Annotated in this window: 13 protein-coding genes; 11 read left to right on the top strand and 2 right to left on the bottom strand. The window is 59.5% G+C overall.

Annotated features, from left to right (window positions below):
• The first annotated feature begins 13 nt into the window (after positions 1 to 13).
• From AB4N48_RS06740 to AB4N48_RS06760, 5 genes are all read left to right on the top strand, one after another.
• Complete coding sequence (locus tag AB4N48_RS06740; protein WP_041477306.1) at positions 14 to 1,126, top strand: polysaccharide pyruvyl transferase family protein; 1,113 nt, start codon at positions 14 to 16, stop codon at positions 1,124 to 1,126.
• Positions 1,123 to 2,355: an MATE family efflux transporter gene (locus AB4N48_RS06745; RefSeq protein WP_460094993.1), complete on the top strand. Its 1,233-nt coding sequence runs from the start codon at positions 1,123 to 1,125 to the stop codon at positions 2,353 to 2,355. The genes AB4N48_RS06740 and AB4N48_RS06745 overlap by 4 nt, the downstream gene beginning before the upstream one ends.
• Entirely contained in the window at positions 2,346 to 3,449 is a 1,104-nt protein-coding gene (locus AB4N48_RS06750) for a hypothetical protein (protein ID WP_056791467.1), read from the top strand. The genes AB4N48_RS06745 and AB4N48_RS06750 overlap by 10 nt, the downstream gene beginning before the upstream one ends.
• 12 nt (positions 3,450 to 3,461) lie before the next feature.
• Complete coding sequence (locus AB4N48_RS06755; RefSeq protein WP_056791464.1) at positions 3,462 to 4,508, top strand: acyltransferase family protein; 1,047 nt, start codon at positions 3,462 to 3,464, stop codon at positions 4,506 to 4,508.
• Between the two features lie 104 nt (positions 4,509 to 4,612).
• Positions 4,613 to 5,743, top strand: a complete 1,131-nt coding sequence (locus AB4N48_RS06760; RefSeq protein ID WP_460094994.1) for an SGNH/GDSL hydrolase family protein — start codon at positions 4,613 to 4,615, stop codon at positions 5,741 to 5,743.
• A gap of 178 nt (positions 5,744 to 5,921) precedes the next feature.
• Here AB4N48_RS06760 and AB4N48_RS06765 read toward each other — a convergent pair whose 3' ends face one another.
• Together AB4N48_RS06765 and galU are read right to left on the bottom strand one after the other, a co-directional pair.
• Positions 5,922 to 6,335 carry a mannose-1-phosphate guanylyltransferase gene (locus AB4N48_RS06765; RefSeq protein ID WP_150634839.1) on the bottom strand — a complete coding sequence of 138 codons (414 nt, stop codon included), beginning with the start codon at positions 6,333 to 6,335 and terminating at the stop codon, positions 5,922 to 5,924.
• A 32-nt stretch (positions 6,336 to 6,367) separates the two neighbouring features.
• Entirely contained in the window at positions 6,368 to 7,201 is an 834-nt protein-coding gene (galU, locus tag AB4N48_RS06770) for a UTP--glucose-1-phosphate uridylyltransferase GalU (protein ID WP_041477294.1), read from the bottom strand.
• A 387-nt stretch (positions 7,202 to 7,588) separates the two neighbouring features.
• Between galU and galE the strand changes: the two genes are divergently transcribed.
• The 6 genes from galE to AB4N48_RS06800 all read left to right on the top strand — a co-directional run bounded on the left by galE (position 7,589) and on the right by AB4N48_RS06800 (position 13,790).
• Complete coding sequence (gene galE / locus AB4N48_RS06775; RefSeq protein WP_073471420.1) at positions 7,589 to 8,605, top strand: UDP-glucose 4-epimerase GalE; 1,017 nt, start codon at positions 7,589 to 7,591, stop codon at positions 8,603 to 8,605.
• A 230-nt stretch (positions 8,606 to 8,835) separates the two neighbouring features.
• Positions 8,836 to 9,072 carry a hypothetical protein gene (locus tag AB4N48_RS06780; RefSeq protein WP_016775457.1) on the top strand — a complete coding sequence of 79 codons (237 nt, stop codon included), beginning with the start codon at positions 8,836 to 8,838 and terminating at the stop codon, positions 9,070 to 9,072.
• Positions 9,073 to 9,163: 91 nt separating this feature from the next.
• A complete protein-coding gene (locus AB4N48_RS06785) occupies positions 9,164 to 10,279 on the top strand; it encodes a polysaccharide biosynthesis/export family protein (protein WP_177180896.1) in 1,116 nt (371 codons plus the stop codon).
• 12 nt (positions 10,280 to 10,291) lie between these two features.
• A complete protein-coding gene (locus AB4N48_RS06790) occupies positions 10,292 to 10,957 on the top strand; it encodes a YjbF family lipoprotein (protein WP_024013610.1) in 666 nt (221 codons plus the stop codon).
• Complete coding sequence (locus AB4N48_RS06795) at positions 10,954 to 11,715, top strand: capsule biosynthesis GfcC family protein (RefSeq protein ID WP_460094995.1); 762 nt, start codon at positions 10,954 to 10,956, stop codon at positions 11,713 to 11,715. The genes AB4N48_RS06790 and AB4N48_RS06795 overlap by 4 nt, the downstream gene beginning before the upstream one ends.
• Positions 11,712 to 13,790: a YjbH domain-containing protein gene (locus tag AB4N48_RS06800; protein WP_460094996.1), complete on the top strand. Its 2,079-nt coding sequence runs from the start codon at positions 11,712 to 11,714 to the stop codon at positions 13,788 to 13,790. The genes AB4N48_RS06795 and AB4N48_RS06800 overlap by 4 nt, the downstream gene beginning before the upstream one ends.
• Positions 13,791 to 14,061: the final 271 nt, after the last annotated feature.

Genomic DNA, 14,061 nt, shown 5'->3' on the forward strand with positions numbered 1-14,061 from the left:
AGAACTCAAGCTTATGAACGTAACGATTTTGCATGGCTACAGTGCGTCCAACTCCGGTGACGGTCTGCTCGTCGATCTGGCCATTGCTCTGGTGCAGCGTAACTTCGGTGACGACACCGCGATCAGTGTCGTGGCGTCCGACCCTGAGTCGTTCAACTATCTGCCGCACCCGCGTTTCGACGCGCCGGTAATGGCGGCCAAGGGTCTGGGGCGGGTCAAGCAAGCGGTGTTTCTCAATCAGTCCTATGCCGGGCTCGCTGATCTGCTGAAGAAGACCGATCTGATCGTCGGTGTCGGCGGCGGCTACATGCGTTCGAAAAGCGCCTTCGAGCACATCAAGCTGAAGCTCGGCCATGCCAAGCAACTGGAAACCGCGATCCTCAGCAAGGTGCCTTCGGTGTACCTGCCGCAGAGCATCGGCCCATTTCATGGCGAGAGCAGCAAGATTGTCGAGCACTACGCCAGCGCCGATGCGGTGTTCGTGCGTGACAACCGTTCCTCGGCGATTTTTGATGCTTGCGAAAACGTCTACCGCGCGCCGGATCTGGCGGTGCAGTCGCTGGCGAGCAAGATTCTTCAGCAACCGAAATTCACCCGCTGCGCCGCGTCGCCGGCGACCGTCTGCGTGGTGCTGCGCAAGCCACCGGAGTGGAGCAAAGAGAAGAAGGTCGCTTACGTGGCCAATCTGAAACTGCTGCTGCAGCGTCTGAAGAACAAAAGCAAAGTGGTCTGCGCGGTACAGAGCGCGGTGCGTGGCAACGATGACGGCGCGTTCTACCGCGAGCTGGGCATAAACGAAGACCTGCTGTCGCTGAAGGCAACCATCGCCAAATACCAACCCGATCTGGTGATCTCGGTGCGTCTGCACGGCGCCATCGAATCGCTGCTCTCCGGCGTGCCGGCGTATCACATCAGCTACGAGCGCAAAGGCTTTGGCGCCTACCAGGACATGGGCGTCGAGGACTGGGTGATCAATGGCGGCGACATCGACGTCGACACCATCATCAACACCGTTTACGCGCCCAATGCCTTGGCGGATTTCGGCAAGCGCCTGACTGACACCTGCCGCGAAATCGAAGCGAAAACCGTGGCCATGGACGAAATCATCAAGGGTGTCGTTCGATGATATTTCGGCTGTTGCTTCGCGGCGGAGCCTTGGGCGCGAAGTTCTTGCTGGTGTTGGCCATCACCCATTACCTCGGTTACGAGGCGCTGGGTTTTTACGGTGTGGTGGTCGCGGCTTCGCTGATCGCTTCGAAGTTCTACAGCGTCGGCTTCAGTTCCGAGATCAACCGTTTGATCAGCGTCGGCGGCAGCTCGCGGCGGGTGGTCGACAAGGTTCTGCTGCTGTATCTGGCGGTGGGGCTGTTGTTGTCGGTACTGACGGTGCTGGTCTATTCGCTGTTCCAGTCGGTGGAAGCGACCGCCACGCTGATCCTGTGCGTGACCCTGGTGCTGCTCACCGAGCACCTGTCGTTCGAAATCAATTCCTTCGTGTTTTCTGCGCAGAAAGCCACCGCCGGCGCCTTGCTGTTCTTCATCAAGACCGGCCTGTGGGCGGTATTGGCGGTGGGCGGCATGGTGCTCGGCTGGGTCGCGGGCATCGCCAGTGTGTTGTGGCTGTGGGTCGCCGCCAACGTGATGGTAATCATCGCCGGTTATTTGATCGTGGTGAACGTGCACAAGGGCCGCGAAGCCGCGTCGCTGGACACCGCGACGGTGTGGAAGGCCGGGTTGCCGTTCTATCTTGGGACCGGTCTGATCGCCCTGAGTCAGTACGCCGAGCGCTTTCTGATCATCGACCTGGAGCCCTACGCCAGCCTCGGTAAATATGTGTACGCGTGGTCGGCGGCCAACACTTTGCAGGCGTTGTCGTATGCGGTGGTGGCGGTGGTCGGCATTCCGGTGCTGGCCAAGCGTTTCCAGGCCGATCAGCAGGCATTCACGGTCAAGCAACTGTTCGTCAACAAATGGGTGATGCGCTCGCTAGCGGTCTCCGCCGTTGTGGCCGTGGCGATCTATGTGTTTTTCAATGTGCTGCTCGATTACGTCGCCGCCAGCGTGCCGCGTCCCGATAACGCGCTACTCGCGGTGCTGATCTTTTCCTTCGCTTTGCGGGCGATTGGCGACATCGTCTGGGGCGGTTTGATTGCTTCGAAAAACAGCCGGGTGTCGCTGGCCAGCGCGGCGATCTGTCTGCTGATTTCGGTGCCGGTCAGCTATGTGCTGATCAAGCATTACTCGATCTACGGCGCGGCGTGGGGCAATGTTTTCGCCATCGTCGTGCAACTTGGTGTGATTGCAGTGTTGACCCGTGTCACCGGAGCGAAAAAGGCTGCGCTGTCATGGGCTTGAAGCTGCCGCGCATCGAGTTTCGTGGGCGCACATTCGATTCGTCGATTTCCTTCCTGATTCTGTTCACCGGACTATTTCTGTCGGTGGCGATGCCGTTGCTGGTGCCACGCGATCCGGGGCCGGACGCGATGACGTTGTGGTCGTCATATGCGCGTGCCGACAACTGCAATTTCTGGAATCCGTTCTCACCGGATCGCTCGTCCTACGAGTGTTCGGCGTTCCTGCTGCGGCCTACCGGGATCAACCTGACCAATGCCTGGGCCTACGGCATGTTCTGCAATTTCTTCCTCACCGCAATTCCGGTAGTGGTGTTCCGGCGCATGCCGTTGACCATCTTCGGCACCCTGTGCCTGTGGGGCATCGTGCGCTCGTTTTTCCTCGAGAACCTGACCAAGGAAATCATCGTGTCGGTAGCGGTGTTGAGCATTCTGCTCAGCGCATTGACGCGCAAATATCGCGGCGGTTTTTTTCTCTCGGCGGTGATTTACGGTGTGCTGATCCGGCCGTACTGGATTCTGTTTTCGCTGTCGTGGGTCGGCGTCTGCGTGATGAAAAAGTACGTCTCGCGCTTCACCTTCTTTCTGATGCTGTTCCTGTTTTATCTGGCGGTGGCCATGGCCATTCAGCTGGCGCTGGGCTTTCCGGTGTCATCGATCCGGGCGAGCAACAACGAGCTGCGCACGGCGGGCGAGGAGGGCTCTAAGTCGCTCATCGTGTCGTGGCTCAGCGGCAGTGACTTCGTCTCCCAGGCACTGGACTCGATGATCATTTTCTTCCGCCTGTCGTTTCCGGTTGAGCTGATTCTGCTGTCCGGGCCGGGGCAGGTGATCTTCGTTGCGCTGATGATCATGACCGCGCTGCTGCTGTTCAAGGTCATCACTTCGACCGACTACAAGGGCGCGCCGATCCAGACCAAACCCAAGGAACTGATCGCGATTCCGCTGGCGTTTCTGTTGGTGCAAGGCTTGTTCGAGCCGGACTTCGGCTCCTTTGCCCGCCACTTCTCCATGGTCGTGCCGGTGTTGTTCGTTGGCCTGGGCTTGATGCTGCGCGCGAACAAACCGGTGCAGGTCGAATCAAGAATTCTCACTTAAGGCAGGTGCTCTATGTCGAGCAAGAAAAAATCCCTGGAGATCGAAACCCTGCGCGGCCTGGCGTGCCTGCTGCTGGTGCTCTATCACGTCATCGGCCCGCTGGGCGGTGGCTTGAAGATCGACATCGGCTCGCCGTTCCGGGTCATCGCCGACTCGATGGTGTATGTGCGCATGCCGCTGTTCACCTTTATCTCCGGCTACATCTATTCGATCTACAAGATTCGCGGCAATGACTTTTCCGCCTTCTTCGCTGGCAAAGTGCGGCGGCTGATCGTGCCGCTGTTCTGCGTCGGCGTGCCGTTCTCGGTGCTGCAAGCGGTGGGTCCGGGGGTGAACAAGGACGTCGGCGTGATCGACGCGTTGTTGTCGTTCTGGGTACCGATCAACCACTTCTGGTTCCTGCAGGCGGTGTTCAGCATTTTCATCTTCGTCGGCCTGCTGGAGTGGCGCGGCCTGCTGCGTTCGGCGACGCGGCTGTATGGCTTGTTTGCGTTTGCGGCGGTGTTGTTCCTGCTGCCGCCGTTGCCGCTGGATGCGTTCGGTATCAACGGTGCGATTTACCTGCTGCCGTTTTTTGTTGCGGGGATGATCGGTCAGGAAAATGTCGATGTTTTGAAACAGCGTTTCAAAGTGATCGGGCCGCTGTTGTTTGTGCTGATCTCGCTGACGTTGCTGTACGTCGCGGCGATTGATCGAGAGCTGATTGTCGATCGCCGCAGCCTGATCGGTTTGACGGTGGGTTGCGTGTCTTGCATTGCGTTGCTGTCGAGTGACATGCGTTCGAAAGCGCTGACCTGGCTCGGTGGATATTCCTATGCGATTTTCCTTTTTCATGTTTTGTTCGCGGCGACCTCGCGGTTTGTTCTCGGGCGCCTCGGCGTGAAGGATGAGAGCTTGCTGGTGCTCGGTGGTCTGAGTTGTGGATTGCTCGGGCCGGTGCTGTTGGCGATGGTGTTCAGTCGGTTCAATTTCACTTCGGTGTTGTTCCTTGGCGAGCGTGCGGCGAAGAGGAAAGCACCGGTGATTGTCGCTCCGGTGGTGCAGACGCAGAACAGCTGAAAGCTTCGCGAGCAGGCTCGCTCCCACAGAGGTTGTGTGAATTGCGTCTTTTGTGGGAGCGAGCCTGCTTGCGAAGGGGCCATCCCGGACAAAGGAAATATTCAATGATGCCAGTAGACGCCCCTCAACCAGTCGCCACCTCGGCCATCACGGTAGACGATGCCCGCCAGCGCTTTGCGCAGTGGCGCGACGGCAAGACCGGCAAGGTGCTGGCGGTTTCGGTGATCGGCGACAGCTACACCGCCGGGCAGGATTTCTACCTGAACAAACTGGTGCAGCGAGTGGCCGCCGAGGTGGGTTTTGCCGGCCCCGGTTACGTCGGTTTCAACCACGGCGCGGCGCTGGGCGGCACGCATTTCAAATACACCCGCAGCAGCGACAAATACTTCGGCGGCGGCTGGAAGGTTTCCGACCTGGGCCAGGCCAGCCCGGACAGTCGCACGATCAGCGGCAAGCCGGGTGCCTGGGTGCAAGTCGATGCCAGCCCTTCGCCGCGCATCGATACCACGGTCACTCAGGCGAAACTGTTGTATCTGGCCAATGGCGAATCCGACGAGCTGCGCTATCGCTGGTCGCCCGCGCAAGCCTGGCAACCGTTGAAACTCGCAGGCTCAGGCGTTCAGGAAGTCGCGCTAGCGGGCGTTCCATCAGCCGCAGACTGGTCATTCAGACTGGAAGTGGTGAAGGGCGCGCCGACGCTGTTCGGCCTGTGGCTGGGTAACCATCAGCAGGGCGTGCGGGTGTCGAAACTGGCGGCTTCTGGCGCGGCATCGGCGGATTTCTATCACGCCGATCCACAGTGGCAGGCGCAGTGGAAAGCGGTGGTGTCGAAGATCCCGGCCGACGTGTACCTGATCATGCTCGGCGGCAACGATCAGGGCTTCGGCGTCAAACCTGCGCAGTACCTGCAAAACGTTCAGGGCCTGGTGAGCATGCTCCGCGAGATTCAGCCGGCGGCGAGCATCAACCTGATCATGCGTCAGGACACTACGCGCTCCAGCGCTTACCCGATGTCGGCCTATGCGCAGGTGCTCGAGCCGTGGGCGCGTGAGCAGCAGCTCGGTTTTGCCAACCTGGAATGCGCATTCGGCCCCGACGTCAAACGCTACGCCAGCGCGATGATCGGCCCGGACAAGATTCATCCGTTGCCGGCCACGGGCGGGAAGGTGATTGCCGATTATTTTTATGGCTGGATAACTGGTACGAGTACCGGTTGCGACGACTCGCCACCATGATCGTTCCCACGCGGAGCGTGGGAATGCCGCCCGGGACGCTCCGCGTCCCTCCGCAGCGTGACGCAGAGCGTCACCGGATGCATTCCCACGCGGAGCGTGGGAACGATCAATGCTGACTGTGCCGCCGCTTTCGCGAGCAGGCTCGCTCCCACAATGGATCGGCGTGAAGCCCGGGTGATCAGGCGTCGTGCTTGAAGGCGTCGATGAGCCCCAGCAGTTCGTCAAGCTTGCGCGGCATCAACCGCGCATCACAACGGGTTTCCACGTTGATGATGATCGCCGGGTCGTTGCAGCAGATGCGCACGCGAAAGCGCCAGTCGCTGAGAATCACTTTCAGGCCGTCGCCGTCATCCATTTCCAGCGCCTGTTCGCCATATAGCGCCTTGAGATGCGCGAGCAGCGGATAGGGATCGCGCAGCGGCCGGCGAATATCGCCGGACGCAGGAAACACACCGATCCGCTCCACCAGCAGAATCGTGCCCAGCCAGGTTTCGTTGGCGCTGGGCAGCGGTTGATGGCGCGACAACCAGCTCATCACCCCGAGGTTGCCCACCTCACGTTCAATCTCTGTCGAATGTTGTGCAATGTTCATGGTTGCCTGCCTGTGGGGAGAGAAAAGCCGTCTCAGCGGCCTTTGAGGTACACGTTGTCGTAGCAGAAATTGGTCGCCTGCAAGTAACCCTCGGCATCGCCGCAATCGAAGCGCAGGCCTTTGAATTTGTAGGCCAGCACGCAGCCGTTCTGCGCCTGTTTCATCAGTGCGTCGGTGATCTGGATTTCGCCGCCCTTGCCCGGTTCAGTGTCGGCAATCAGGTCGAAGATGTCCGGGGTGAGGATGTAGCGCCCGATGATCGCCAGGTTCGACGGCGCGTCCTGCGGCGCCGGTTTTTCCACCATGTTGTTGACCCGGTAGATGCCCTCGGAAATCAGCTCACCGGCAATCACGCCGTACTTGTGAGTCTGGTCGGCGGGGACTTCCTGGATGGCGACGATCGAGCAGCGGAATTTCCTGTACAGCTGGATCATCTGCGACAGCACGCCGTCGCCTTCGAGGTTCAGGCACAGGTCGTCAGCCAGCACCACGGCAAACGGCTCGTCGCCAATCAATGGGCGGCCGCTGAGGATCGCATGCCCAAGGCCTTTCATTTCCACCTGACGGGTGTAGGAGAAGGTGCAGGTGTCGATCAGCTCGCGGGTGCCGGCGAGGAATTTCTCTTTCTCGGTGCCACGGATCTGGTGCTCGAGTTCGTAGCTGATGTCGAAGTGGTCTTCCAGCGCGCGCTTGCCCCGGCCGGTGACGATGGCCATGTGTTGCAGGCCAGCGTCCCGTGCTTCTTCAACGGCGTATTCGATCAACGGCTTGTTGACGATCGGCAGCATCTCTTTCGGCATGGCTTTGGTCGCCGGCAAGAAACGCGTGCCGTAGCCGGCAGCGGGGAACAAACATTTACGAATCATAAAAGTATCCTGGACAGTCATGGAACACAGGCGACGGTTGCGCACCAGAAAGTGGCGGCAAGTTTCAATGATTATTGAAGGCTTACTTTAATACCCGAGTCAGGTTGTTGCTGGCAATTAGTTGCGCTGTTAAAAAGCGCTAATGTTATGAGATGTCGACTACTTGGTTATAAGTTATTTTTAGTCGGTATCCGTCGATAGTGATAAGTATCCAGGGAGTGCTAATAAGTACCCGTCAAACAGTTTGACCGGCAAAAATAATTATTGCCAGTGGTTGAACTAAATTTGTTTGAGGTTGTTGTCGCCCTGTTTGTGTGAATTGCTCCGCATATCCACCAGGCATGGCTTGACACGCTACCGGGTATTTATTCAATGACGGACCGCGCTATGAAGATTCTGGTAACGGGTGGTGCCGGCTATATCGGCTCGCATACCACACTTGCATTGCTTGAAGCAGGTTATGAAGTTGTCGTTCTGGATAATCTTTGTAACAGCAGCGATGCAGCACTCCACGCCGTTGAGGCCATTTGCGGCAAAAGTGCATGGATGATTCGCGGCGATGTCTGCGATCGGCCGCTGCTCGACCGGATTTTCCGCGAGCATCAGATCGACGCCGTGCTGCATTTCGCCGGGCTGAAAGCCGTGGGCGAGAGTGTGCGCAAGCCGCTCGAATACTACGAAACCAACGTCGGCGGCAGCATCACCCTGTGCCAGGCGATGGCGGCGGCGGGGGTGTTCCGGCTGGTGTTCAGTTCCTCGGCAACGGTGTACGGCGAGCCCGAAGAGATGCCGATTCGCGAGGATTTTCCGACGGGCAATCCGACCAATCCCTACGGCCAATCCAAGCTGATCGTCGAGAACGTGCTGCGCGACCTGAGCCTCGCCGAGCCGCGCTGGAGTATCGCGCTGCTGCGCTATTTCAATCCGATCGGCGCTCACGCCAGCGGGCACATGGGCGAAGACCCCAACGGCATCCCGAACAATCTGGTGCCGTATATCAGCCAGGTTGCGGTCGGCAGCCTGCGCGAGCTGTCGATCTTCGGTAACGATTACCCGACCGCCGATGGCACCGGCGTGCGCGATTACATTCATGTCGTCGATCTGGCGGATGGGCATTTGAAAGCGTTGCAGTCGATCAGCGAGCGCACCGGCATTCACACCTGGAACCTCGGCACCGGCGACGGCTACAGCGTGCTGCAGGTGCTACATGCCTTCGAACAGGCCTGCGGGCGGCCGGTGCCGTACCGGATGATGCCGCGCCGCGCCGGTGATATCGCTGAGAGTTTTGCCGATGCTTCGAAAGCGGCGAAAGAACTCGGCTGGAAAGCCACGCGCAACTTGCAGGACATGGTTGCCGACACTTGGCGCTGGCAGTCGAATCATCCCAATGGTTATTCAGGGTGATGGCCATTTAGTCCGATGTTAGTTTCAGTCAGGTTGTTAGATAACGTCGGGAAATTACACTGGCAATGCCTTTTGCAAGTCCGTAGATATAAACCTGCCGTTCGACTTTAGCAGTTGCACAGGACTGTGAAAGAACAACGGATCTTGTTCGCGCTCTTTGCGGACTTGAAAGCTACCAGCTCTGACACAGATCTGTTTTTTAACAGTTCGAATGTTAGAAAGGAGTTGTTATGAAAAAAGTGATGGCAGTTGCCCTGTTGACGATGTTGAGCAACTGGGCTGCCGCCGCTGAAGCACCGTTGACAGCGGTAACCAATGTAGGTGGCAGTGTGGCGGCTTCGCAAGCGCCCGCGGCCAGTACTGCAATGGTTGCCAGTGCTGTAGCGGCGTCCAACAGCGGTGGCAGTGCCAACGGCGGTACCACCGGTACGACGGGTACCACCGGTACAACCGGCACGCATAACTAACAGGAACATTTGTTAGTGCAGTACAGAGTCGCCCGACGCAAGTCGGGTGACTTTGTTTTTTGGATTCGCCCTTGAATAGCGTAGTGCCATTATGACTCGTAGTGTTTATCTTTTAATGTTGGCAAGTCTCGCTTTGCAAGGTTGCATGTTTTCCCCCGGCCAGTACCTGAGCACCAGCGATATCACCCGCCAGGGTGCCAGCGAAAGCAGTCGGGTCGAGCTGATCCCGATCACCCCGAAGCTGATCGCCATGAACCGCGCCACGCAAAAGCGTGAGTCACTGCCGGCGGAGCTGCTGGTGACGCCGGCGGAATATCGCATCGGCAACAACGACGTCCTGTACATCACCGTCTGGGATCACCCGGAGCTCACCGCCCCCTCCGGCGCGCAACAACAGATCGATGCCAACGGCCGACTGGTGCGCTCCGATGGCACGCTGTATTACCCGTTCATCAAGGAAGTCCAGGCCGCCGGCCGGACCATCCAGCAACTGCGCGCGGACATCGAACAACGCCTGTCGGCATTCATCGCCGAGCCGCAGGTCGACGTCGCGGTGTTGCGCTTCGCCAGTCAGAAAGTCGTGGTCACCGGCGCCGTGACGAAGGCCGGCCCGCAAGCGATTTCGACCAATCCGCTGAGTGTGGTCGAAGCCCTCGGTTCCGCTGGCATCGACACCAATAACGCCGACTTGTCGGGCCTGCTGCTGACGCGCAACGGGCGGGTCTATCCACTCAATCTCGACACGCTCAATCAGCAGGATTCCGAACTGCAGAACGTCTACCTCAAGGGCGGCGATCAGCTGTATCTGCCATACAACGACAACAAGCGCATCTACGTCATGGGCGAAGTCAACCAGCCACGCGCGCTGAGCTTCAAGACCGCGACCATGAATCTTTCCGACGTGCTCGGTTCGGTCGGTGGCCTGAGTCAGACCAGTTCCAATGGCAACGCGGTGTACGTGATTCGCGGCGTGGAAAATCTCGACGTTGAGCCGGCGAAGATCTATCAGCTCGAAGCCGAATCACCGACCGCCATGGCACTGGCTTCGCACTTCCAGGTGCGGCCGCAGGATGTCGTCTATGTCGGCCCGGCCAACGTCACTCGCTGGAACCGTTTCATCAGCCAGTTGGTGCCGTCGGCGTCGATTGTCGGCACCGGGGCTTCGGCAGCGAAGAACTGGAGCGAATACAGCAACAACAGCAAATAAGGCCGCCCGACTGTGAACCTATTGAAAGTGGGCGTCTGCCTGATGGCGGCCTCGTTGCTGTGCGGCTGCAATCCTCTGATGAGCGCGTCGCTGAACAACCTCAAGGCCGCCGTCGTCGGCCCCGACGAGGTTGATGTGACAGCGGCTGAGGTCGCCGGGGTCAACTACCCGCAACTGAAACTGACCACGCCATCCGGCTCAGGCGTGCTGGCGCTGGTGCGCGAGCGTGAAGACCTGCAATTCTGGGTCGCCTCCGGCAAGCAGGTTTTGCTGCTGCGCGATGGCCTCGCCGTGCGCAGCATCGGCCTCGGTCTGCAAGGTGATCTGGATGGCACACGGCTGGCCGATGATTCGCCGTTCAAACACGGTCTGCATCACGTCGCCGATGGTTTCACCACACGGCGCTGGATCGATCTGTACAAGGGCCAGGAAGTCGGCGTGATCGTCAACAGCCGCTTTTCCCGCCGTTCCACCGAGACCCTGGAGATTCTCGACAAGGCTTACTCGGTGCTGCGCGTCGATGAACAGATTGACGCGCCAGCCATCGGCCTCAGCGCGACCAACCGTTACTGGGTCGACCCGCGCGACGGTTTCATTCTGCAGAGCGAGCAACAGCTGACCTCGCAATTGCGCGTCAAGCTGGTTCAGCTGACTCCTGACCGCAGGCATCTGCCGTGAAGCGCTTAAGCATTTTGGCTGCGGGTCTTTTGCTGATCGCTGGGGCGAGTCAGGCCGCCGTCATCGTGTCCGGCGACGTCGCCAATCCCGGGCCGATTGCATTGCCGCCGGGTGGACGCCTGTTCGATGTGATCAGCGAAGCCGTGCCCAATGCCGAAGGCTATTGGCTGGCGGGCGGCTTGTTGCGCCAGTCGCTGGTCGAGGAACAGACACGGCTCAAGGTCGGCGTGTTGTTCGATCTCGAGGTGCTGCAACGCATGGCGACGCTGTTTGATCGGCCAAGCCGCGCGGCATTGGCACAGCGCATTGCTGAAGAAATCCGACAAATGCCAGTGACCGGACGGCAGATCGCTGACCTCGATCCGGTGGCGGTGGAAGTCGGCTTCGCGCGCAACATTCGCTTGGATGACGGCGATCGGCTGATCTATCCGAAACGGGTTGATGAAGTGCAGGTGCTGGGCGCGGTCACCGAGCCATGTCACTTGCCGTACCAGCCATTGCAGGAGGCCCGCGAATATCTCGAAGGCTGCTCGATTCTCGACGATGCCGAGGCCGATTACCTGTGGCTGATCCAGCCCAACGGCGTGTCGCGGCGCGTCGGCATCGCGCACTGGAATCGCGAGTCCGGGCAGTTTCCGGTGGCCGGCAGCAGGATTCTGGTACCGATAAAAAATGATGATCTTGATCCGCCTCTTCCTGAATTGAATCAGCAGTTGGCCGAATTCATTGCCACGCAGCTGGCCGAGGTGGTTCGTTGAAGTTACGTTTTGCAGCTGTGTTGTTATTGCCCTGCGGTCTGGCCCACGCCGAGCCGCGCATCACCCAGAATGACTTCGGTGGCACCGGTCTGTTGCAGACGCCAACGGCGCGCATGGCCCCGGCCGGCGAGCTGAGCGTCAACGCCAACCGCACCGACCCGTACAGCCGCTACAGCGTGTCGTTGCAACCGCTGGACTGGCTCGAAGGTTCGTTTCGCTACACCGCGATCACCAACCGGCCCTACGGCTCGGAGGCCCTCAGCGGCAGTCAAAGCTACAAGGACAAGGCGGTCGACGCCAAAGTGCGCCTGTGGCAGGAAAGCCACTGGGCGCCGGAAGTGGCGCTGGGCTTTCGAGATATCGGTGGTACCGGTTTGTTCTCCAGCGAATTCTTCGTCGCCAACAAGCGCTTCGACAATTTCGATTTCAGCGCCGGCATCGCCTGGGGCTACATCGGTAATCGCGGCGACTTCGACAACCCGCTGGGCTACGTCAGCAATCGCTTCGATACGCGACCGGCGCTGGAAGGCACCGGCGACGTCAACTCCGGCTCGTACTTTCGTGGCAAGCCTTCTCTGTTCGGTGGCGTGAGCTACCAGACGCCGTGGGATCGGCTGAGCCTGAAGCTGGAATTCGAAGGCAACGACTACAAGAACGAGCCGAAGGACAACGAGATCAAACAGGACTCGCCGATCAACCTTGGCGCGGTGTTCAAGGTGACCGATTCGATCGATCTGAGCGCTGCCTGGGAACGGGGCAATACGGCGATGTTCGGCGTGACCTTTCACACCAATTTCGTCAGCCGCAAAGCGCCGGCCAAGACTTACGATCCGACTCCCGAACCGCTGCCGGCGAAGGCGCCGACGACCTCGATGGAACAGGTCAACTGGGCCGATGTGTCGCGGCGTTTGCAGCAGAACGCCGGGTACAAGGTCGAGCGCATCAGTCAGCGCGATTCCGAACTGATCGTCTACGGCGAGCAGCAGCGGTATTTCCATTCGTCCAAAGCCGTTGGCCGCGCGAGCCGGATTCTCGACAACAGCGTCAACGACGACATCGACTGGTTTACCGTGGTCAACAAGCGCTACGACCTGCCGCTGGAAGAAACCAGCCTGCCGCGCCAGACCTTCCGCGAAGTGATCAACAACGAGGAGCCCTTGGAGGCGCTGCACCGCACCACCGAAGTCAACCCGGCGATGCCGCACAACGAAAAAACCCTCTACACCGAAGCGCCGCAGCATTTCAGCTATGGCGTGGGTCTGGGCTTCAAGCAGAACGTCGGCGGCCCGGATGGTTTGCTCTATCAATTCAGTGCCGATGCGGACGCGGAATATCGCTTCAACCGCAACACCTGGTGGAGCGGTTTGCTCAGCGCCAACCTGGTTAACAACTTCGACAAATTCGTCTACGACGCACCGAGCGGTTTGCCCCGCGTGCGCACGGATTTGCGCCAGTACCTGACCACGTCAAACACGACCATGCCGTTGTTTCAGCTCAGCCATGCCGAGCAGTTGGACAAGGATCTCTACGGCATGGTGTACGGCGGCTATCTGGAGTCGATGTTTGCCGGCGTCGGCGCGGAAGTGTTGTTCCGCCCGACCGGCGAGCGCTGGTCGCTGGGCGCGGATCTGAACTGGGTGCGCCAGCGTGATTTCGATCAGGGCTTTGCCTTGCGCGATTACTCGGTAGTGACCGGGCATATCACCGGCTATACCGACCTGCCGTTCGACACGCTGGCGGCGGTCAGTGTCGGTCGCTATCTGGCCGGCGATTGGGGCACGACCGTGGACATCTCGCGTGAGTTCTTCAATGGTGTGCGGGTCGGTGCCTGGGCAACCATCACCACGGCCAGCAGCGCCGAATATGGCGAAGGTAGTTTCGACAAGGGCCTGTACCTGTCGATCCCGTTCGACGAAATGATGAGCATGTCGACCATGCGCCGCGCCAACCTGGTCTGGGCGCCACTGACCCGAGATGGCGGCGCCAGACTGAGCCGCAGCTATCAACTGCACTCGATGACGGATAGCCGGGAAGGGGACATGTTCTATCGCAACTTCGAGAAGATTACCGAGTAAGCGCTGGTCTGTGGGAGCGAGCCTGCTCGCGAATGGTCCGGCACATCCAATATCTCCAGTGCCTGACACACCGCTTTCGCGAGCAGGCTCGCTCCCACAGTTGATCGGCGTCACGCCACACATCCAGGTCATCACCCGAATCCCTGTGGGAGCGAGCCTGCTCGCGATAGCTTCGTGTCAGCCGACATCGTCATTGACTGACCCACCGCCATCGCGAGCAGGCTCACTCCTACAAGGTTTGTGCCGGTAGTCGATACTGGTTACCAAAATC

The organism is Pseudomonas sp. S2_C11, from assembly GCF_054668395.1.

What these genes read in the sequence shown, in the direction of transcription:
- AB4N48_RS06765 (WP_150634839.1), bottom strand. Translation starts at nt 6,335, where the DNA reads ATGAACATTGCACAACATTCGACAGAGATTGAACGTGAGGTGGGCAAC.
- galU (WP_041477294.1), bottom strand. Translation starts at nt 7,201, where the DNA reads ATGATTCGTAAATGTTTGTTCCCCGCTGCCGGCTACGGCACGCGTTTC.
- AB4N48_RS06740 (WP_041477306.1), top strand. Translation starts at nt 14, where the DNA reads ATGAACGTAACGATTTTGCATGGCTACAGTGCGTCCAACTCCGGTGAC.
- AB4N48_RS06755 (WP_056791464.1), top strand. Translation starts at nt 3,462, where the DNA reads ATGTCGAGCAAGAAAAAATCCCTGGAGATCGAAACCCTGCGCGGCCTG.
- AB4N48_RS06750 (WP_056791467.1), top strand. Translation starts at nt 2,346, where the DNA reads ATGGGCTTGAAGCTGCCGCGCATCGAGTTTCGTGGGCGCACATTCGAT.
- AB4N48_RS06745 (WP_460094993.1), top strand. Translation starts at nt 1,123, where the DNA reads ATGATATTTCGGCTGTTGCTTCGCGGCGGAGCCTTGGGCGCGAAGTTC.
- AB4N48_RS06785 (WP_177180896.1), top strand. Translation starts at nt 9,164, where the DNA reads ATGACTCGTAGTGTTTATCTTTTAATGTTGGCAAGTCTCGCTTTGCAA.
- AB4N48_RS06780 (WP_016775457.1), top strand. Translation starts at nt 8,836, where the DNA reads ATGAAAAAAGTGATGGCAGTTGCCCTGTTGACGATGTTGAGCAACTGG.
- AB4N48_RS06760 (WP_460094994.1), top strand. Translation starts at nt 4,613, where the DNA reads ATGATGCCAGTAGACGCCCCTCAACCAGTCGCCACCTCGGCCATCACG.
- galE (WP_073471420.1), top strand. Translation starts at nt 7,589, where the DNA reads ATGAAGATTCTGGTAACGGGTGGTGCCGGCTATATCGGCTCGCATACC.